Origin of the sequence: Bryocella elongata (assembly GCF_900108185.1) — a bacterium.
GTDB lineage: Bacteria > Acidobacteriota > Terriglobia > Terriglobales > Acidobacteriaceae > Granulicella > Granulicella elongata.
Genome location: NZ_FNVA01000004.1, coordinates 1 through 20,388, shown reverse-complemented (window position 1 = coordinate 20,388; position 20,388 = coordinate 1). Strand labels below are relative to the sequence as shown.

The 20,388-nt window shown below is 61.8% G+C and carries 13 protein-coding genes; 8 read left to right on the top strand and 5 right to left on the bottom strand.

The genetic code is table 11. From position 1 onward, the window contains the following. The first annotated feature begins 7 nt into the window (after nt 1–7). Both C4S68_RS12040 and C4S68_RS12035 read left to right on the top strand, forming a co-directional pair. A complete protein-coding gene (locus tag C4S68_RS12040) occupies nt 8–1,417 on the top strand; it encodes a sigma-54-dependent transcriptional regulator (RefSeq protein WP_103933343.1) in 1,410 nt (469 codons plus the stop codon). Next, nucleotides 1,407–2,813 carry a sensor histidine kinase gene (locus C4S68_RS12035; RefSeq protein WP_235011551.1) on the top strand — a complete coding sequence of 469 codons (1,407 nt, stop codon included), beginning with the start codon at nt 1,407–1,409 and terminating at the stop codon, nt 2,811–2,813. Before C4S68_RS12040 ends, C4S68_RS12035 begins: the two co-directional genes overlap by 11 nt. A gap of 124 nt (nt 2,814–2,937) precedes the next feature. On the opposite strand, the gene C4S68_RS12030 is transcribed toward C4S68_RS12035, so the two are convergent. Then, the gene (locus C4S68_RS12030; protein WP_160115122.1) at nt 2,938–6,390 is read right to left on the bottom strand and encodes a TonB-dependent receptor; all 3,453 of its coding nucleotides are present in this window, start codon (nt 6,388–6,390) and stop codon (nt 2,938–2,940) included. Nucleotides 6,391–6,486: 96 nt separating this feature from the next. Between C4S68_RS12030 and C4S68_RS12025 the strand changes: the two genes are divergently transcribed. Beyond that, nucleotides 6,487–6,975 (top strand): metal-dependent transcriptional regulator, encoded by a 489-nt coding sequence (locus C4S68_RS12025; protein ID WP_103933341.1) that lies wholly within the window; start codon nt 6,487–6,489, stop codon nt 6,973–6,975. A 281-nt stretch (nt 6,976–7,256) separates the two neighbouring features. Here C4S68_RS12025 and C4S68_RS12020 read toward each other — a convergent pair whose 3' ends face one another. Next, a complete protein-coding gene (locus tag C4S68_RS12020) occupies nt 7,257–10,112 on the bottom strand; it encodes a VPS10 domain-containing protein (protein ID WP_146072128.1) in 2,856 nt (951 codons plus the stop codon). Between the two features lie 117 nt (nt 10,113–10,229). Between C4S68_RS12020 and C4S68_RS12015 the strand changes: the two genes are divergently transcribed. Further along, a complete protein-coding gene (locus tag C4S68_RS12015) occupies nt 10,230–11,114 on the top strand; it encodes a Dyp-type peroxidase (RefSeq protein ID WP_103933339.1) in 885 nt (294 codons plus the stop codon). A 15-nt stretch (nt 11,115–11,129) separates the two neighbouring features. Here C4S68_RS12015 and C4S68_RS12010 read toward each other — a convergent pair whose 3' ends face one another. Both C4S68_RS12010 and C4S68_RS12005 read right to left on the bottom strand, forming a co-directional pair. After that, complete coding sequence (locus C4S68_RS12010; protein WP_103933338.1) at nt 11,130–12,185, bottom strand: 3-deoxy-7-phosphoheptulonate synthase; 1,056 nt, start codon at nt 12,183–12,185, stop codon at nt 11,130–11,132. Between the two features lie 120 nt (nt 12,186–12,305). Continuing rightward, entirely contained in the window at nt 12,306–13,700 is a 1,395-nt protein-coding gene (locus C4S68_RS12005; protein ID WP_103933337.1) for a GGDEF domain-containing protein, read from the bottom strand. A gap of 406 nt (nt 13,701–14,106) precedes the next feature. Between C4S68_RS12005 and C4S68_RS12000 the strand changes: the two genes are divergently transcribed. From C4S68_RS12000 to C4S68_RS11990, 3 genes are read left to right on the top strand one after another with little or no spacing between them, the layout of a single operon-like run. After that, nucleotides 14,107–15,159: a galactitol-1-phosphate 5-dehydrogenase gene (locus tag C4S68_RS12000; RefSeq protein ID WP_103933336.1), complete on the top strand. Its 1,053-nt coding sequence runs from the start codon at nt 14,107–14,109 to the stop codon at nt 15,157–15,159. Then, nucleotides 15,156–15,953, top strand: coding sequence for an SDR family NAD(P)-dependent oxidoreductase (locus C4S68_RS11995; RefSeq protein ID WP_103933335.1), 798 nt, complete (start codon nt 15,156–15,158; stop codon nt 15,951–15,953). The genes C4S68_RS12000 and C4S68_RS11995 overlap by 4 nt, the downstream gene beginning before the upstream one ends. Further along, a complete protein-coding gene (locus C4S68_RS11990; RefSeq protein WP_103933334.1) occupies nt 15,950–16,990 on the top strand; it encodes a ComEC/Rec2 family competence protein in 1,041 nt (346 codons plus the stop codon). The genes C4S68_RS11995 and C4S68_RS11990 overlap by 4 nt, the downstream gene beginning before the upstream one ends. On the opposite strand, the gene C4S68_RS11985 is transcribed toward C4S68_RS11990, so the two are convergent. After that, complete coding sequence (locus C4S68_RS11985; RefSeq protein WP_235011550.1) at nt 16,975–18,324, bottom strand: MFS transporter; 1,350 nt, start codon at nt 18,322–18,324, stop codon at nt 16,975–16,977. The genes C4S68_RS11990 and C4S68_RS11985 overlap by 16 nt on opposite strands. A gap of 263 nt (nt 18,325–18,587) precedes the next feature. On the opposite strand from C4S68_RS11985, the gene C4S68_RS11980 reads away from it, so the two are divergent. Then, nucleotides 18,588–20,165, top strand: a complete 1,578-nt coding sequence (locus tag C4S68_RS11980; RefSeq protein ID WP_235011549.1) for an aldehyde dehydrogenase (NADP(+)) — start codon at nt 18,588–18,590, stop codon at nt 20,163–20,165. Nucleotides 20,166–20,388 lie beyond the last annotated feature (223 nt).

Here is a 20,388-nt window from a genome sequence, read left to right as displayed (position 1 = left end):
CGAAGCCATGCCGGAAGATACGATCCTCCATCCCGCCGCTCCAGCCCGCGTAACGGAAGCAACGTCTGCGTGCAGCGTGCTCATCGGCGATGACCAACCCCACATTCTCGATGCCCTGGAGATCCTGCTTCGCCCCGAAGGCTACCGCCTGACCACGGCGCGATCGCCCGCATTGATCCTGGATCGCTTCGAACAGGATCAGTTTGATTGCGTGCTGCTGGACCTCAACTACACTCGCGATACGACGTCGGGACGTGAGGGACTCGATCTGCTCGCTGCGATACGGGGGCGTGACGCGCAGATTCCGATCGTCGTGATGACGGCGTACGCCAACGTCGATCTTGCTGTCGATGCAATGCAACGCGGCGCCAGTGATTTTCTGCAGAAGCCCTGGGAGAATGCCCGGCTACTCAGCATTCTTCATACCCAGATGGAGCTGCATCGTGCGCTACGCCGGACCCAATGGCTTGAAGCCGAAAACCGTATACTCCGTGCGGAGGGCGCTCCGGAGTTCATCGCCAATGCACCTTCCATGCGACCCGTCGTCGAGCGGATGACACGCTTCGGTCCGTCAGATGCCAACGTACTCATCACTGGCGAACATGGGACCGGCAAGGAGGTCGTGGCGCAAACGCTCCATCGTCTCTCGCACCGTGCGAAGCGCACGCTGGTCGCGGTCAACACTGGAGCTCTCTCCGATGGCACCTTCGAGAGCGAACTGTTCGGGCACGTAAAAGGAGCGTTCACGGACGCGCGCGCCGACCGCATCGGCCGCTTCGAGCTGGCACACCAATCGACTCTCTTTCTGGATGAGATTGCGAACATCCCCACACGCCAGCAGGCTAAGCTGCTTCGTGTCCTGGAGGCTGGAGAGTTGGAGAGAGTCGGGTCATCCACGACACGATCGGTCGATGTGCGAATGCTCTCCGCCACCAACGCCAACCTCCACGCCGAAGCAGCAGCGGGACGCTTCCGCGAAGATCTTCTCTTCCGCTTGAACACCGTTGAGATTCGCCTTCCCGCTCTGCGTGAGCGGCGCGAGGACATCCCCGCGCTCGCAGCGCATTTTCTGTCAGCGTATGCGACGCGGTACCGTCGCCCCATCGAGGGCTTCGATGCGCCCGCCATGCAGGCGCTGCTCTCCTACGCGTGGCCAGGCAACGTGCGCGAGCTGGACCACGCGATGGAGCGCGCCGTGCTGATGGCACAAGGAACCCGCATCGCCGCAGCGGACCTTGGTCTGCACACTCAACGGTCCGCATCGCAGAGCCTCGATGACCTCAGCCTGGAGGCCGTCGAAGCGATCCTGATTCAAAAAGCGTTGACGCGGGCTCAAGGAAACGTGACCCAGGCGGCTGAAGCTCTTGGCCTCAGCCGGGGTGCGCTCTATCGGCGCATGGAAAAGTATGGCCTCTGAGCCGACCGCCAACATGAGCACCAGCCCCCAGCGGATACCTCTCGGCACATCCCGCCAGCGCCTTCGTTATGAGCATCGCATCCGTCTGTGGCTGGTAGCATTCGCACTCCCTACAGTCGTTGTCTCCTCTCTGCTCATCTATCTGCAAAGCCACTCCATAGCCGCGACGGTGATGGTGGGTCTCTGCGTTGCGGTGCTTCTCGCCGGCGGATCCATCTACTTCTTTGGACAGCTCATTCGCCCGCTTCAGACCCTTACCAACGTGGTGGCTGCGCTTCGCGAGGATGACTTCTCCTTCCGCGCAAGAGGTGCACGCAGGGGTGATTCGCTCGGGGATCTCGCGCTCGAGATCAACTCCCTTGCCAACACCCTGCAAAGCCAGCGATCCACTGCACAGGATGCCCTGACACTCCTCGAGCGCGTGATCACATCGATGCAATCCCCTGTGCTGGCATTCGACTCCGGTGGTTACCTTCGTCTCGTGAACCCCGCGGCAGAGGCGGCCTTTCATCTTCAGCATGGAAGGAGCCTGGGGCGCTCCGCAGGGGAGCTCGACCTAGAAGCTTTACTCACCGCCAACGATGAAGGACTCTATGCGCGTTCCAAGCCAAGGCTTGATACAGAGGCTGACCATGTGCGCTGGTCGGTGCGCCGCAATACCTTCCGGCTGCACGGCATCCCCCACACACTCTTCGTGCTCTCGGATGTCGCTGCGGCCCTTCGTGAAGAGGAGCGTCTCGCATGGCAGCGTCTTATTAGGGTGCTAAGCCATGAAATCAACAACTCGCTCACGCCAATCAAGTCAATCGCAGGCAGCCTGCGCCTGCGAGTCGCGGGCAATGCGGATCAAGTCGCCGCATCAAGCGATGACATGCGGCGTGGCCTCACCGTGATTGAAGATCGGGCCGCTTCGCTCAACCGGTTTCTGCAGGCTTACCAACAGCTATCGCGCCTGCCCTCCCCGCGAATCGAACGCATCCACCTGCTGGACTTCCTGGAAAAGATGACACACCTCGAAACGAGACTCTCCATTGAGCTCGTTCCCGGTCCTGAGACGTATCTCCGCGCTGATCCCGACCAGCTTCAACAGCTGCTCATCAACCTGATTCGCAACGCCGCCGATGCTGCCCTCGATCCCGCCAGCGCGAACTCGCCACAAGTGCGCCTCTCGTGGACGACGCACGCCACGACTCTCATCGTGCAAGTGCAGGACAATGGCCTCGGGCTGATCAATCCGGAGAATCTGTTTGTACCGTTCTACACAACCAAGCCGGAAGGCAGCGGCATCGGACTCGTGCTGGCACAGCAGATCGCAAGCGCACACAAAGGGACCGTCACCCTCGCAAACAATGAACATTTCGGCGGCTGTACTGCGGAACTGCGATTGCCACTCTAAGCGCAGCCTCTTCGCAATCAATGCGAGCGCGCTTCTTTTCTTTCCCCGAGGCGCGAATTCAAGAGCGTCGCGGACGAACACAACGTCGCTCGAAAGCTCTGGAGATCCTCCCGGTAATCCCTTCTTAGAACTCGATTCTTCCCTGGAAAGCGATCATGCGCGGAGAGCTATCGCCGCCGAGTCCCACACCCAGCAGGCCTGTGGGTGGTGAGATGGTGCTCTGCAGGGTTCCAAAGCGAGCCGGGATTGAGGAGCCTGGCACACCGGCCTCCACATTGCTGGGCAGCGCAAAGTTCGCGTGATTGAAGGCATTGAACATCTGGGTATCGAAGCGGAAGATCACACCCTCGTGCAGCTTGAATGTCTTGGTGATGTAGATGTCCGAATCCATGAAGTGTGGCCCTCGCACAGTGTTCCGTCCTGAATCACCAAACTGACAGTTGGCCACAGAGTCGCCACCAGTACAGGCTCCCGTCGACGGATCGACGACCGAGGCGAAGGCATCGGGATTGATCCACTGCCGCGTACCAGCCACGGTGACGCCGCCGACCGCAGTCTTCTTATAGAGCGGCACTCCGGGAATACGACGGGCGAACTGCGGGCCACTGGATTGGAAGACACCGTTTCCATTGGCGGTGTAGGGCTGGCTGAGGATCGTTAACGGCAATCCCGTATGGAAAAACGCTGTCTCCGAGAAAGACCAGCCGCCGAGCAGATCATGCAGCAGGGCGTGCCTTGAATGAAAGGGGACTTGATAGATTCCGAAGGCAGAGATGTTGTGCCGCACATCGTAGTCGCAGCTTCCGTAGCTGCGGCTGAGTTCGCCAGGGAGAGGCGAGAGGATTCCCTGGCTGGAGAACGTCAGGAGGCCACCGTTAGAGACCTCGTCAAGACAGTGGCTCAGTGTGTAGTTTCCCCGCAGCGTGAGGCCAGCAATTTGCTGTGTATAGCTGGTCTGCAGCCCTGCGTAGCTGCTATTTGCATCTGTCCGGAACTCATTCACACTGCCGAAGCGTTGATCGAGTGGGCGACCGTACGAGTAGGGTGCGAAGCAACCTACGCAGACGTTTTGGTAGCCATTGAGCTCGACCTGATACGGCTCATGAAGCCCACGAGTGCCGACGAAGTCCACCCGCACTGCGCCCGTACCGCTAACCTGTTGCTCCACCCCGGCGCTGTACTGGTAGTACACAGGAGTCTTCAGGACGCCAGTTGGAAAGGTGTCGAGCCCTACCGCCAGCGGACAAACCGCATCGCCGGGAGCAATACCCGTGCAGGGTGGAGCGCCAGTGCTGAAGCTCGTTTGCAAGGCTTTGTTCGCGGAAACAAGAGCATCGACGGCGCTGCCTGGAACTCCTGGGAAGATAGCCACGCCACCCACCTGTCCCCCCAGGCCACCCGCGAAGCTCGGAGCATAGGGCGCGTTCGTCGAAGCCAGGTCGGCGATCTGCGCCGGAATGATGTCGCTGAAGACCCCGAAGCCCGCGTGAACAGCAGTATGAGGTTGAAGTTGATAGGCGATAGACACACGAGGTTGATAGACAAACAGAGGAGTGGCCGGAAAGAGGTCATGAACACCAGCAAGAATGGCCTGATTAAGTGGTTGAGCGTTGCTGTGCTGCATGTCGAAAAATGAACCCGCCGGCCGGGCGAAGAGACCTTGATCGTTGACGACGTTTGTATTCCACGTGATGCGCATGCCAGCAGTCAGCGTGAATTTGGCGGAGGGCTTGTAGCTATCCATGGCATAGAACTCAAAGTTGCCATTCGCCACCCGCTCCCGGGTGCGCACCGGGAAGCTTTGGGTCGCGGTATAGGCCGCTCCATACGTGAACTGAGCGAGATCGTTGACGGTGATAAGCGGTACTGTTCCCTGCCCAAGGTCATAGTTGCTCACGTCCACACGGCGGGTGTTGACCCCGAATTTCAGCGTATGTCGATGCAGCGTCCAGATAAGGTTGTCATTCACCTGCCACTGCGTGACTTTACGTCCCTGCGGATAGGTCTGGTCATTGCCCCCGATGGTAGTGAACGGCAGGTTGGAGCTCCCGGCCGCGAGAACAATCGGAAATTTCTGTTGCACGGCGACGAAGTTGTTCGGCTCGAAGATACTGGCGTACCAGCTTGCACCGGGGTTGATCTGGTTGACGAGGTTGGGCGTGAAGAGGTGTGTGTACCCCAGGACCAGCGTGCGCTGCGGCTGCGGAGAGAACGCATTGAAGATCGGATTGATCGGATCCGTGTACGCGGCCTGCAAGCCGGTGTCCTGCTGAAAGCGATACCAGACGCTGTTCCTCTCATTGACCGTATGATCGATCTTCAGCACAATGAGATTCTCGCCATCCTTGTTGTTCAAAGAAGCCTGCCGCTGGTTGGCACAACCGCTACCGTTCAGTAAAGTTCCAGCGACGGGCGCAGGCAGGAGTACCCCATTTTCATCAAGAGGGCACGTACTCACCGGGACTGGCGTGCCGCTCGTGTTGGAGTACAGCCCAAACATCGATCGATAGAGTGGAATCTCTGCTGGCTGCGCCGGTAGCGCGACTCCGGTGATCGGGTCCACTCCACCCATCGTCAGAGCCTCCAACACGTATTGCTGATACGCAGGCGACGGCGCCGTGACCTGCGACACCAGCGGCAGCGCAATCCGAATCCCTTCATAGTGGGCGAAGACGAATAACCTCTTCGGCAGGATCGGACCACCAACGCTCACACCAAACTCGTTCACTGTGGATCGAGGCTTCCTGGCAAGGTTCCCCGGTGAGTCATTCGCGTGCAGGAAATAGTCCTGAGCATTCAGCAGCGAGCCATTCCAGACTTCGTATACGTCGCCATGAAAGCGGCTCCCGCCGGATTTCGTGAAATAGTTGACCTGCGCTGCGCCGTAGCGGCCCTGGTCAACAGCATAGGAGTTCGTGCTCACGGTGGCCTCCTGTACCGCGTCCAGGCCGATGACAAGATTGGTGGACAAACCGATGTTCAGTCCCAGCCACGGATCATTCGTGTCATAACCGTCGAGGATGTATCCATTCGAAGTTGCGGGGAGTCCGTTGAATTCGACGTTGCCGTAGCCGCCAGCCGCCTTGGCATCATTCGACGAACCCGCCGTGTTCATGAGGGCTCCCTGCGCGAACTGGGTGATGAAGGTCAGGTCCTGCCCTGGATTCGGAAGGCTCTTAATCGTCTTCGCTTCCAGCGTCGTCGTCGTGTTCGGATTGTCCAGGCTAAGGAGGCCCTGTTGTGCCGTCACTTCGACACTCTGCGAGGCCGAAGTGACAGACAGGGTGAAGTTCACAGTCACGGTGCGCCCTACCCCGACGGCTGTTGCCCCAGAAGAGGCGACGCCAAATCCAGGAGCGGCTACGGTGATCTGATACGTCGCCGGATTGATCTGCGACAGCAGGTAATGTCCACCTGCATCCGTTTCACCGGTGCGGAATGCCTTGGTGTTTACGTCAGTTGCGGTCACCGTGGCGTGCAGGATCAGCGCACCGCTCTTGTCGGTGACGGTTCCGGCCAGGGCGCTGGACGTGCCGCTTTGTGCGCGGGCGATGGGAAGGAACCAAAGAAGGGTCAACAGAGCGGGAATTTTCATCGTTGATCGCATGTTTAGGTTTACCTAATTCCTGTTTAGGTTAACCTAACATAAGTTCTCCGACTGGACAGCCAGACCATGAAAAAAACAAAGCGAGCGCATTGGGATCGCAATACAGAATCCGTCGACGACTATCTGAAGGCTATTCACACCATCGGCGGGGATGAGCGCAGGCGCGTCGGCGGCTCAGAGCTGGCGGCACGCCTTGATGTTTCGCCGGCATCCGTTACGAATATGCTTCAGAAGCTCGCAAGCGAGCCGAAATCGTTCGTGGACTATAAGCGAGGCGAAGGCGTGAAACTGTCGAGTGCCGGGCGAAGACGCGCCCTGGAAGTAGTGCGGCATCATCGGTTGGTTGAGACGTTTCTTTTCCAAGTGCTCGATTACCCGATCGACGAGCTTCACGATGAAGCCGAGCGGCTGGAACACTTCATCTCGGAGTCCTTTGAGGAGCGGATCGCGGCAAAGCTGGGGCATCCAACTTCCGACCCTCATGGCCATTGCATCCCAGCCCTGGATGGAACGATGCCACCCGCTCACGGCGTGAGCTGCCGTTGCGGCCTCTGATGTTCGAGTATCTAAGCTTCGCAGCCGAAAGGCGCGTTTGCGGCCGGGTGAGGGGTAAGCATCCGCCGGCCCGACTCCCAGCCTCAACCCAGCTTTCGAAGACAACGTCCAGAGGTTTGTGAGCAACAGAGTTGCTCGATCGTTGCTTTTCGTGGGCCGATGAGGCCGAGCCGCATCCGTTTTCGAACTCAAACGTCCACAGCGAGCATGCACGAAGATCGTCGCCTCACACAAAAGCCCCTGCAGAGCTCTCGCTCAGCAGGGGCTCTACTTCGGCCCAGCTACTCCTTGCTTGCGCGAGGGTCGGGTTTGATTGCGACCGGTTGCGTGTAGGTCTGGCCGTCGACCGTCAGTCGCACCGTGTACGCACCCGGCTGAAGACCTGCCGCCTGACGACGTCCACCGCGTTGGGGAGCCTGCGGTGCAGGCGTTCCCGGCGGGTTGCAGGCATCCACAGGCGGAGGCGCCGCCGCGCGACCGAAGCCGCCAAAGCCACGCCCGCCGCGAACGTTCAGCGCCACGCGATGCGTACCCGCAGATGCCGAAGGCGGCGGCGTTGGCTCTTCCCAAATCGCCTGCACGTTGATGGCTTCGGTGTCGACCGGCTTCACTGGGGTGTCGCTCGCAAGGCAGGCTCGCACCGCACCCTTCCCGTCAACTAGCTCGATCTTCAGCGGTCCCGATGGCGCGGACTGCAGCCAGTAGTACACCACCACACCCGCGGGCGGATTCAACTCCTGCGGCTCTTCGTGCGGCAGCGGAGTTCCATTCATCCCGCCAGCGGCCAGAGCGAAGGTCTCTCCTGGAGCGAAGAGATGAGCTTTCTCCGCAGCGATCTTCTGACCGTCGGCAGCGATCTGGCGAAGCGAGGTCATCTGGTCGAGCACCCAGAAGCCGCGGCCGTAGGTTGCCACCGCGAGGTCATCGCCATGAACTACGATGTCGCGCACGGACGTGACAGGCATGTTCAGCTGCAACGGCTGCCAGCGATCGCCATCGTCGAAGGACACATAGACCCGCAGCTCCGTCGCCGCGTACAGCAGGCCCTTCTGCTTCGTGTCTTCCTTGACGGAGTTCACGTACGCACCCTCAGGGATGCCACTTGCGATGTTCGTCCAGGTTTTGCCGCCATCATGCGTGCGGTAGATGTAGGGTTTCAGATCCGCAAGACGATGCCGATCGACGGAAGCATAGGCCGTCACTGTATCGAAGTGGCTTGCTTCAAGCTGCGAGACCTTGCTCCACGCCGTCATCGCAGCTGGCGTAACATCATTCCAGTGCGCCCCATCGTCGGTCGTGACGTGGATGAGTCCATCGTCCGTCCCAACCCACACGGTCTTCGCATCAAGTGGCGAAGGCCCGATGGTGTAGACCACGCCGAAGCGATCCTTCATCGGCTGGTCGATGTCAGTAGCCGTGATGGCATCGAGGTTCTTCGGCGTCTCGGGATTCACGCGTGTGAGGTCCGGGCTTATCTTCTCCCACGACTTGCCACGGTTGCGCGTCCGGAAGACAAACTGGTTCGAGTAATAGAGCGCCTGGTCGGCAAGCGAAAAGACCTCAGGCAGCGTCCACGTCTTCCGGTTCGGATCCGCAGGATCAGCCGCAGGCAACTCACCCTGCATGGGGACGGTGACGTTGAGCGATTGATCGCAGCTGGCTGCGCCACCGCCGTAAAGCACGCGCGCACGCTTCGGATCGGGATCGGGCACTACGGTGTTGCTTTCGCCCGCCAGACACGTAGGCTCCCAGTCGCGGAAGTTCAACACGCCAAGCGGCGACCACGTGTCTACCCCCACGCCACCGGAGTCCTGCTGCGCGCCGTACAGGTGATACGGGAAGTCGTTGCTTGCGGCCACATGATAGATCTGCGCCGTGGGCTGGTTGTACCAGGTGCTCCAGGTCTGCGCTCCATCCACCGAGACGACCGTACCCTGATCCGTACTCAACACGAGGCGGTTGCCATCGCGCGGGTTGATCCACATCTGATGATCGTCATCACCACCCGGCGAGCCCTTGACGGGAACAAAGCTCTTGCCACCATCGGTGGTCTCGTAGGTTCCGGTGTTGATGACGTAGGCACGGTCCGGGTTCTTCGGATCGACGGCGACGGATTCGAAATACCATCCACGCCCCCACAGCCGCTGCTCGTCGTTGACGAGCTTCCATGTGGCGCCCGCGTCGTTTGAGGTGTAGACGCCACCGCCAGTCTTCGGCTGTGGTGCAGCGGCACCGCCGCCACCACCCATCGCCTTCGCAACTGAAGACCCCAGGTCATCAACGACCGCCCACAGCCGATTGGGATTGCTCGGCGCGACAGCGATGCCAATCTTGCCCACGAACTCATCCGACGGCAGGCCGCCGGAGAGCTTCTTCCAGGTGTCGCCGCCATCGGTCGACTTGAATAGACCGCCGCCGGGCAGGTTCGACGGCGCATACACGGACCACGGTGGGCGACGCGTGCCCCACAGAGACGCATAGAGAGTCTTGACATGGACCGGGTCGATGGCAAGCTCGACGGCCCCGACATCGTTCGGCAGCTTCTGATCGTTCAGGACCTTCTTCCAGTGCGCTCCACCATCGGTAGAGCGAAACACGCCGCGCGTCGGGTTGGCGTCATACACATGACCAAGCGCTGCGACGTACACGCGATTCGGGTCCGTAGGATCGACGACGATGCGGCCGATCTGACGGCTGTCCTCGAGACCGATCGACTTCCACGTCTTGCCCGCATCGGTGGACTTGAAGACGCCGATGCCATACGAGTGCTGGCTGCGAATGTCGGGCTCGCCCGTACCGACGTACACTACGTTCGGATCGGACGGCGCGACGGCGATCGCTCCAATCGAACCGATGGGGATGCCCGCATCGGAGATCGGGAACCAGGTGCGCCCGGAGTTCTCCGTCTTCCATACGCCGCCACCAACAGACCCCATGTAGAAGGTATCCGGCTGGCTCGCCGCCCCGGCAACGGCATACGTCCTGCCGCCGCGCATCGGGCCAACGTCTCTCCACTCGAGCCCACCGAGAAGGGATGCGGGATACACGCCGGGAGCCTGTGCAGGCAACGCGTGAGGGACGACACCCGCTATAGCGAGCGAGACGATAGCTAACGGAAGCAAAGCAAGTCGACGCATGCGAAATCCTTCTGGCCGACGTAAAGACGCCGGCAAACCTGTTCGAGCCTTTGGACCTGGGTACGTATCCAGAATAGACGGAATGGCCGAAGCTCAGGACGCCGATATACTCCCTCCATGTACACACCACAGGCTGGCATCTTCGCTCTGGGCACGTCATCGCATGCATACCTCGAGTTCGACCTGCTGGATCAGGCGAAGTCTGCCGAGTTTGCCGCCACCATCTGCGCGATCCGCGAGCCGCGAACGACGACCGGTGGCGTGAACTTCGTCATCGGCTTCCGGCCTGAGCTCTGGAGCAAAGTCGTCCCGGGTGACCTCCCGGCAGATGTCGAAGGCTTCAACCAGCCCGTCTCCGGAATTGAAGGATTCGTGATGCCGGCCACGCAGCACGACGCTCTCGTGTGGCTCTCCGGTAGCGCATACGACGTCATCTTCGATATGGCGCGATCGGTCATCAAGGACCTGGCAGGTCTCGCAACCCTGGGCGAAGAGACATCCAGCTGGGCCTACCGGCACGACCGCGACCTGACCGGTTTCGTCGATGGCTCGGAGAATCCAACGCTGCTCGATGCTCCGGCCGACGCGCTCATCCCGGAAGGTGTCCCCGGCGCCGCAGGCTCGGTTCTCCTCCTGCAGAAGTGGAAGCATAAGACGGCGGAGTGGGAGGCCCTTGAAACCAGGCAGCAGGAGCTGATCATGGGCCGCACCAAGCCAGACAGCATCGAGCTTGAGAACAAGCCGGCCGACTCGCACGTCGCCCGCACCGATCAGGACGAGTTCGGGAACATCTTCCGCCGCAACATGCCCTACGGCAAGGTCGACGACCACGGCACGGTATTTGTCGGCTTCAGCGCGGAGCAGTCGCGGCTGTCGAAGATGCTGGACAGCATGGCGGGCCTGGTCAACGGAACGCGGGATGCCTTGACGCGCTACACGCAGCCGCTCACCGGCTCCTACTACTTTGTGCCTTCGGTGGAGAGCCTGCGGCGCTTGAGGTAAGCTCCGCAGGCGGCTCTAGCCTCTGCGTTCCCTGCTGGCAGCGGCGAGTTCGCGCAGAAGCGATAGCGTCTCCGCCCAATCGATGCAGGCATCGGTGATGCTCTGACCATAGACCGGAGCCTTGCCATCGACGAGGCTTTGCGCCCCGGCGACGAGATTGCTCTCGATCATCACGCCCATAATTCTTCTATCCCCGCCTGCAATCTGCTCGGCAACCGCGTGCGACACCGCTCCCTGCTTGCGATGATCCTTGCCGCTGTTCGCGTGGCTGAAGTCGATCATGATGCGCGGCTTCACACCGGCCTTCACCATCTGGTCCGCTGTGGAACCGACCGAAGCCGCATCGAAGTTCGTCACGCCGCGGCCACCGCGCAGGATGACGTGGCAATCGGGATTCCCCGACGTCAGCAGGATCGCTGACTGCCCCGTCTCCGTCGTTCCCAGGAAGGTATGCGGGTGGCTCGCCGAGAGGATCGCTTCGATCGCAATCTGCGTGTTGCCGGACGTGCCGTTCTTGAACCCCACCGGGCACGAAAGCCCGGACGCCAGTTGGCGATGGACCTGGCTTTCGGTGGTGCGGGCCCCAATCGCGCCCCAGCTCACGAGATCCGCCACATACTGCGGCGAGATCATGTCGAGATACTCGGTGCCCGCAGGCACTCCCATCTCGGCGAGATCCAGCAGCAGGCGGCGCGCGATCCTCAGACCATCGCTGATGCGGAAGGACTCGTCGAAGTACGGATCGTTGATCAGACCCTTCCAGCCCAGCGTCGTGCGCGGCTTTTCGAAGTACACCCGCATGACAATCATGAGGTCGCTGGAGAGCTCTGCGATGGCATGCTTCAGCAGCCCCGCATACTCGCGCGCTGCGGCCGGATCATGGATGGAGCATGGGCCAACGACGACGACCAGACGATCATCTTGGCCGTTGAGCACGTTCACGATCTGATGACGGGCCTCGAAGACGGTGCGCGAGGCATTCTCGGTGAGAGGCATCTCCTCTTCAAGGAAGATGGGAGGAATTACGACCCGGCTCGACGCGATTCTGAGGTTGTTTGTGGGGTATGCCATGGCTGCCCGTTAAGAATACAAGCTTTGGCACAAGGCATCGTCCCGGACAACTGCTCGCAGCCGCAAACCGCACAGAAGTGGCTCTGATCTATCGCATGCCAGCGGCCATCCGGCCGTACTCTACGCGAAGACCGCGCGCCCCTCTGCTGCGGATTGCGTCTTCTTGAGCCGTTTCGCACGGTACATAGTGTGGTCAGCGTCGCGCAGCAGATCTTCGAGCGTCTCGCTTCCGTTCGCATCCGAGGTCACCTGCCCGAGGCTGAACCCGATCGGAAACGGCCGGCCCAGCTCCGCACTTCTTTGCGCAGCCGCCTGCTGAAGCCGCTGCGAGGCGAACTCCATTTCGGCTTCACCCGCTTCCCCGGCCACCACAAACTCATCTCCCCCGATGCGCCCGATGATGTCCGTCTTGCGAAAGGTCTGGTGCAGAAGGTCGGCAACATCGGTAAGGAAGATCGAACCGGTATCGTGACCAAATGTATCGTTCACCAGCTTCAGGTTATCGAGGTCGATAAAAAGCACCGAGAACTGGGAGCCGGAACGCTGCGAGAGCAGCAGAGCCTGCTCGGCGAGGACGAAGAATCCCCGCCGGTTGTACAGCCCGGTGAGGCCATCGCGAAGGGAAAGATCTCGGATCTCGCGCTCCTGCGCGTCGATCCGCCGCGCGAGCAGGATGACAAGTCCAAACGCCAGCATCGCGGCGAGAGACGTCATCGTAGCCGTCGCATACTGCACCGTCATCGTGCCGGAGTGCGACAGCAGGAAGCTGCCGGCCTGCAGAGCGAAGGGCAGAGCCAGCGCAAACGGCGTCGCGATCCGGGCGATGCGTCCACCGATCCCATTGCCAAGAAGGATGCTGAAGGAGCCATACTCGGCACGCCGCGCGAAGGCGATGAAGCTGAGCAGCATCAACGAGCCCAGCGTCTGCAGCGATGTCCGGGTGCTCATCGTGATGCCGAACATGTGCACCGCGCCAAACGCATATCCGGAGAGGATGGTAAGAATCAGCAGGCACAGGCTGAAGAGCAGGAAATCCGCGACACGCGATGACGGCCGCTTCCGGGCGCGGATGCAGATCATCACGACACTCAGCAGCGCGAACGCGCCTGCCGTCTGAGGAGACATCCGGCCAGGATGCTGCGACTGCGCATCGGCTGCGAGCAGCGTGTCGAGCCCCACAGAGAGGTGGAAGGCATACTCGGCCAGCGAAGTCGCAGCGAGAACCGCAACGACCACCGCAAGCACTCGGCTGACCAGGAGCGAGCTGCGGGACCGCCGCGGCTGCGAAAGCGCCAGGCTCCACGCGCTGCAGCCTGCGGCCAGAGCGGTATTGGCCTTCATCAGGTCCCAGCCTGAGGGGAGCAGCCGGCCGATCGGTGGCACCAGCCATCCCACCAGGACGACCGCTGCCACCATCAACACAAGGACCTCGCAGACGATCTGCAAGATCGCCAGCGTCTTGAGCTGCGCAGGATCGGGACGGTTTGAGAATTCAGAAGGTGAGCGCTTTTGCATGGTCAGTTGTCAGAGTGCAGATGGGTCCCGAACCAGAAGTGAAGGTGGACATGAACCGCTTCGGCTGTTCAGCTCTGAAACACACACGTCAGCTAACGGAATGATAGCCGACGGGATGCGACACTCGACGCCCGGCAGTTCCCCAACATGTGTAGACCATGCTCACAAATTCGGCGGATGTTGGGCCAATCAACAAGGGCTCCGTCACCCGCAATGCCGCCCACATCGCGCGCGCAGCATGTAACTTCATGCAGAAGAGCATCTTGCCATCGCCTTGCAGCAACCGCCGACAGTCTCCCTGCCTCCTGCCCGCGTCCCTCACATGCGTCATTACCTAAGTGCAGACGATCAACTTGAACTCACGAAGAGTGGTTGGAGGTTGTAAAGTCATCTCGCAGGTTCGGCTATGAAATCCCTTACACTCACCGCTTATTCTCAGCTTGAAGTCGTCGACGCCACTCGCCCCGTGCCGCACGAAAACGAGCTGCTGCTGCGTGTCGCGGCCTGCGGCATCTGCGGCAGCGATGTCCATGGCTACGACGGTTCCTCGGGCCGACGCATCCCTCCCATCGTCATGGGGCACGAAGCCGCAGGCGTAGTCGAGGCGGTCGGCAGCTCCGTCACGCGCTTCCGCCCTGGCGATCGCATCACCTTCGACTCCACGGTCTACTGCGGCGCGTGCGAGTTCTGCCTTCGCGGCGAGGTCAACCTCTGCGATCATCGCGAGGTCGTCGGCGTCTCCTGCGGCGACTATCGTCGCGCGGGCGCCTTCGCCGAGTACGTCGTCGTCCCTGAACATATCGTCTATCGCCTGCCCGATGGCCTGAGCTTCCCCGAAGCTGCCATGCTCGAGGCGGTCGCCGTGGCGCTGCACGCTGTGCACTTGAGCGAACCTGCAGATTGCCGTACCGCGCTGGTGATTGGCGCCGGCATGATCGGCCTGCTGACCGCGCAGGCCGCACGCGCCCTTGGCATACCGCGCGTCATGATCGCCGATGTCGATGCGAGCCGCCTCGACATGGCGCGCTCCCTTGGCTTGACCGAAACGCTGCACCTCTCCGGCGAGGCGCTGGTCGCCGCAGCGCTCGATGCAACCGGAGGCATGGGCGTCGATCTCGCCCTCGAGGCCGTGGGCCGCGAGGAGACGGTGCGTGCCGCTATTGATGCCGTTCGCAAGGGCGGTCGCGTCACCCTGATCGGCAACATCCAGCCCACGATCAGTCTCCCACTGCAGAAGGTGGTCACGCGGCAGATTCGCCTGCAGGGTTCAGCCGCCTCCGCAGGCGAGTATCCGGAGGCCATGGAGTTGATCGCTGCAGGAAAGATCCAGGTGAAGCCGCTCATCAGCGCCGTCGCTCCGCTCGAAGAGGGAGCGTCCTGGTTCTCTCGCCTCCATGCGCGTGAGGCTGGCCTGATCAAGGTAATTCTCTCGCCCGACGTGAACGAGGCGCAGGCATGAATCCTCTCTTCGATCTCACCGGGCAAGTGGCCTTGGTGACAGGCGCCAGCCGCGGCCTCGGGCAGACCTTTGCCCGCGCGCTGGCTCGCTCCGGTGCCGACCTCATCCTCACGGCACGCAGGCGCGAATCCCTCGCGGACTTCGCTGTAGAGATCACAGCGATGGGCCGTCGTGCCGTATCGCTTGACCTCGACGTCCGCGACGAAGCGAGCATCCAGAGGATGGCGGCCGAAGCGCAGCAGGCCTTTGGGAACATCGACATCCTCGTGAACAACGCAGGCTGCAACGTCCGCAAGCCTGCGCTCGACGTTACCTGGGATGACTGGAACCTGATCCTCGACACCAACCTGCGCGGCACCTTCTTCGTGGCGCAGGCCATAGCGCGTGGCATGATCGACCGCGGCTACGGCCGCATCATCAACATCGGCTCGGTCACAAGCGTCTTCGGGTATGCAGGCCTCGCACCCTATGGCGCCAGTCGCGGCGGTGTCCGGCAACTCACCATGAGCCTCGCCGACGATTGGGGCAGGCATGGCGTCACCGTCAACTGCCTCGCACCGGGATGGTTCAAGACCGCGCAGAACCAGGTGCTCTACGAAAACCAGGAGTGGGTCGAGTACCTCACCGACAGGATTCCGGTAAAGCGGCCCGGACGCCCCGACGACCTCGAAGGCGTCGTCGTCTTTCTCGCGTCGGAATCAAGCCGTTACATCACCGGCCAGACGTTGTTGATCGACGGCGGCATCTCCGTCGGCGCAACCCGCGCGACCGTGCCGCCAAAGGAGGCGAAATGATTCGCAGATTCACGGGCATCGCAGTGCTCTTGCTGTCACTCGCGATGGCTCAGCTGGCGCGAGCGCAGTCGCAGAGCACCCTCGACATCTACTTCATCGACGTGGAAGGTGGGCAGGCCACGCTCTTCGTAACGCCGCACCATGACTCGCTGCTGATCGACACCGGCTGGCCCGGACGCGACTCCCGCGACGCCAGGCGCATCGTCGCCGCGGCGAAGCTTGCAGGGCTCACGAAGATCGATGACGTCATCATCACTCACTACCACGATGACCACGTCGGCGGCGTTCCGCAGCTCGTCGCGCAGATGCCGGTAGGCACCTTCATCGACCACGGCCCACTCTACGAGCGGTGCCCTACGTGCGTCTCGGGCTTCAACTCGTACACGGCGCTCATCGCCGCAGGCAAAGCGAAGCGGCTCACCGTGAAGCCGGGCGACTCCCTTCCGCTCCGCGATCTTGAGGTGAAGGTTCTCAGCGCCAACGGCGACGTCATTGCCCAGCCAATGCCCGGCGCAGGCCAGCCCAATACCTTCTGTGCGGCCTCTGAGATTCGGCCCGACGACACCACCGAGAACAGCCACTCCGTCGGCGTCTCCATCCGCTTCGGACGCTTTCACACCACCGACCTCGGCGACCTCACCTGGGACAAGGAACGCGCGTTGATGTGTCCCGTCAATCGCATCGGCGAAGACTCCCTGCTGATCGTCTCGCACCATGGCTGGAACCAGAGCTCCAGCCCCGCCTATGTCGACGCCGTGAAGCCACAGGTTGCCATCATGGACAACGGCGCGACCAAAGGTGGCTCGCTTCCGACGGTCATCACTCTCAATGCTATTCCGGGCATGAAGGCAATGTGGCAGCTGCATCGCTCCGAAGAAGCCGGGCCGCATAACGTGCCAGAGGATCGCATCGCAAATCTCACCGGCGATCCCGCCATCGACAAAGGCTACTACCTGAAGGTGAGCGCTAAGCGTGATGGTTCCTTCACCGTCTTCAACGAGCGCACCGGCAAGACCGTTGCTTATCCCGCACGCTGAAGCTTCATTGGCTCCACGGACCGAAGCAGGAAGACGTACGCAAGCATACCCATGCACTGCAGCGCTCCCGCCACAAGGAATGCCTGCTTGAAGCTGAGGTATCCCGTGACGATGGGCGCTGCGATAGCAGCAAGTTGTCCCGTGCAGTTCACGATGCCTCCCACCGTCGCAACGTTGTTGCGGGGAGCGATCAGCGCCGGCGCCGACCATACCACCGGTGCATGCGCCGAGAGGCCCGCCAGCGATACCGTGATCCAGAACAAGGCCACTCCTGCGGTGTGCGCGGGCGCAGCTCCGAGGATGCCCAGACCGAAGGCCATGCCAACCACCAGGAAGGCGATCCGCACCTTGCCCGCGTTACGGCTACGCCCCGCGAGCAGGTCCACCAGCCAGCCTCCAACGACGAGGTCCACCACGGTAGCCACAATCCAGGGCACACCCGTGTACAGGAAAGAGCGTTGCAGATCGACATGCAGCGAGCTGGAAAGATACGTCGGCAGCCACGTCAGCAACATGTAGAAGCAGTAGTTGTAGGCGAGCACTCCGAGTGCGAGGCCGATGACCTTGCGCTGCCGCAGTAATTCCAAGAGGCTAAGCTTGATCGGCGCAAGCTCATTAGCATCTTGCATCAGTTCATCCTGCCGAATGTACGCGAGCTCTGCCGCGCTGAGCTTGGGATCTTCTTCTGGCTCCTTATAGATCGCGGTGAAGGCCCAGAAGAACAGCAGGCTCAGCACGCCGGTCAACACAAAGCTCAGCCGCCAGCCGATCGCAAGCAGTAGCGTCCCGATGAGTGGCACGCCGATGGCCGAAGCAAACTTCGCCGCTGAATCGAACAACGCCGTCGCGCGGCTGCGCTCCCGCTCCGGAAACCAGTTGCCCGTGGCCTTCGCTGCTGCGGGAAACGTCGGAGCCTCGCCTACTCCAAGCAGGAACCTCGCTCCGAACAGAGCACCCAGGCTGGTCGTCGCGCCGGCCGCGAACGAGGCTATGCTCCACACCAACGTCGACAAGCGCCCAATACGCCGGACGCCAAAGCGATCCAGGATCAGCCCCATCGGCAGCTGGCACAGGCAATACGTAAAGTTGTAAGCGCTGAGGAGAAACCCAAAGGTGTGGCGGCTGATCGCGAATCGCTGCGTCAGGGCATCGTGCGCCACGGAGAGATTCACGCGATCGATATAGCTGATCAGCACACCCGCCGCCAGCAGAAAGCCGATACCCCAGCGCCTGCCGCCAATACGGCTACGCGTGACATCCCGAAGGTGCCGCGCGGACACTGGCTCAGGAATTTCGTGGTTCAGCAACAAGTCCCCCCGCTGCGCGGTTGCCACACCACCTTACGCGAGAAGCGTTGCAAGTGCCGCGAGGCTGTGCGTGCGACCAGCAATCGTTCATGTCCCACCCGCCCACAGCCTGCATGCCGCTGTACGATAACTGCGTGGCAACGCGTGCCCTTTGTTCTTTGTTCCTCGTTCCTTGTCCTTCGATCCCAGGGACACGCCTGTCACCGGGAAGACATTCCCCTGCGCAGGGCATCCGCTTGCGGGATCTGATTCACAGCGGTATTGCTGCGTCGTACTGGAGGTAGAAAGCCTTGGAACTTCTCGGTCGTTCATTCGTCGCCGGCGTGCGGATCTCGCGCGGCGCTACGGTGTTTTTCGGCAAGGCAGCTGCGACGGGGGAGCGTCTCGATCCCGGCTTCACCAGCTCGTCCATGGAGGACGTTGACGATGCCGCGAAAGCCGCAGCTGCGGCGGCCACGGTTTTCGCGAAGACCTCACCGAAGGTTCGCGTTGAGTTGCTGAGAGCCATCGCCGCGCACCTCGAGAAGCTTGCACCGGATCTGGTGCCGCGAGCGATGGCCGAGTCCGGTCTCCCGCAGGCCCGGTTGGAAGGCGAACTCGCTCGGACCTGCGGACAGCTTCGCCTGTTCGCGTCGGTGGTCGAGGACGGATCCTGGCAGAACGCGCGTATCGACCGTGCGCTTCCGGGCCGCAAGCCGCTTCCCCGCCCCGATCTGCGCTCGGTGCTGATGCCGCTTGGACCGGTAGCCGTGTTTGGCGCGAGCAACTTCCCCCTCGCCTTCTCGGTTGCTGGTGGCGACACAGCATCGGCCCTAGCGGCGGGCAATCCCGTCGTCGTGAAGGCACATCCCGCACATCCGGGTACCAGCGAGATCGCTGCGCTCGCCATCGCCCAGGCGGTCTCGGAGAGCGCGCTTCCTGCCGGCATCTTTTCCATGCTCTTCGACGATGGCATCGCCGTGGGGCAACAGTTGGTGCAGCACCCTGCGATCGAAGCGGTAGCGTTCACCGGCTCGCACCGCGCAGGCCGCGCGCTCATGGACCTTTGCGCATCCCGGCCACGGCCAATCCCCTGCTTCACGGAGATGAGCAGCCTGAATCCGGTCTTTATTCTTCCGGGAGCGCTCGCCAGCGATCCCCTTGGCCGCGCGAAGGGACTGCACGGTTCGTTCACTCTGGGAGCAGGCCAGTTCTGCACCAAGCCGGGCCTGGTCTTCCTCCCCGAATCAGGCGGAGCCGCGGCCTTCCGCGAAGAACTTCGCACCCTCACCTCCGCGAGCGCTCCCTTCACGATGCTCACCTCTGGCATCGCGGACGCCTACCACCGTGGCCTCGAAGACCGCGGCAAGCTGGATCTACAAACAGCAGCAGCGGCTCCCGCAACATCGCCTCAATCACATGCTGTTCTGCTTGAGTCCACGCTGGAAGGGTTTCAGCGAGACTCGGTGCTGCACGAGGAGCTCTTTGGGCCCACCACGCTGCTGGTCTCCTGGGACAGCCGCGAGCGTATGCTCCAGGCCGCGGAAGCGATGGAAGGGCACCTGACCGCCACGCTGCTGGGCGACGAAGCGGACCTCCTCGCGAACGCCGACCTCATCTCGATCCTCGAGCGCAAGGTCGGCCGGCTGTTGGTCAACGGCTTCCCCACCGGCGTCGAGGTCTCCCACGCGATGGTGCACGGCGGCCCGTACCCCGCCACTTCGGACAGCCGCTTCACCAGCGTCGGTTCGCAGGCGATCCTGCGATTCGTCCGCCCGGTCTGCTATCAGAACTTCCCACAGGCGGCCCTGCCGGATTCCCTGCGCGACGAAAACCCTCTCGGGATCATGCGCCTCGTCGATGGCGAGCTCACTCGCGAGGCTCTGTAGCAGACAAGGGTTTGGAGGGCTTCAGCCGCAAGTCCATCCGCTGGATCACCTCCGTCGCTCCTGATGCCCGACGACCCAACATCGCCCTCCAGCCGAATAACGGTTGGTCAGCCCCTTCGCGGCCTCAGCTAGGCTGTATCGACATATTGTTTGAGGTGTAGAGCGGCGCAGGCGATGTTGACCGTGCTGGCGAAGGTGGCAGCGTATTTGCAGTAGCGCGTGG

Bases quoted from the DNA above. Each gene is read 5' to 3' on its own strand.
- C4S68_RS12040 (WP_103933343.1), top strand. From the start codon at position 8: ATGCCGGAAGATACGATCCTCCATCCCGCCGCTCCAGCCCGCGTAACG.
- C4S68_RS12035 (WP_235011551.1), top strand. From the start codon at position 1,407: ATGGCCTCTGAGCCGACCGCCAACATGAGCACCAGCCCCCAGCGGATA.
- C4S68_RS12025 (WP_103933341.1), top strand. From the start codon at position 6,487: ATGAAAAAAACAAAGCGAGCGCATTGGGATCGCAATACAGAATCCGTC.
- C4S68_RS12020 (WP_146072128.1), bottom strand. From the start codon at position 10,112: ATGCGTCGACTTGCTTTGCTTCCGTTAGCTATCGTCTCGCTCGCTATA.
- C4S68_RS12015 (WP_103933339.1), top strand. From the start codon at position 10,230: ATGTACACACCACAGGCTGGCATCTTCGCTCTGGGCACGTCATCGCAT.
- C4S68_RS12010 (WP_103933338.1), bottom strand. From the start codon at position 12,185: ATGGCATACCCCACAAACAACCTCAGAATCGCGTCGAGCCGGGTCGTA.
- C4S68_RS12005 (WP_103933337.1), bottom strand. From the start codon at position 13,700: ATGCAAAAGCGCTCACCTTCTGAATTCTCAAACCGTCCCGATCCTGCG.
- C4S68_RS12000 (WP_103933336.1), top strand. From the start codon at position 14,107: ATGAAATCCCTTACACTCACCGCTTATTCTCAGCTTGAAGTCGTCGAC.
- C4S68_RS11995 (WP_103933335.1), top strand. From the start codon at position 15,156: ATGAATCCTCTCTTCGATCTCACCGGGCAAGTGGCCTTGGTGACAGGC.
- C4S68_RS11990 (WP_103933334.1), top strand. From the start codon at position 15,950: ATGATTCGCAGATTCACGGGCATCGCAGTGCTCTTGCTGTCACTCGCG.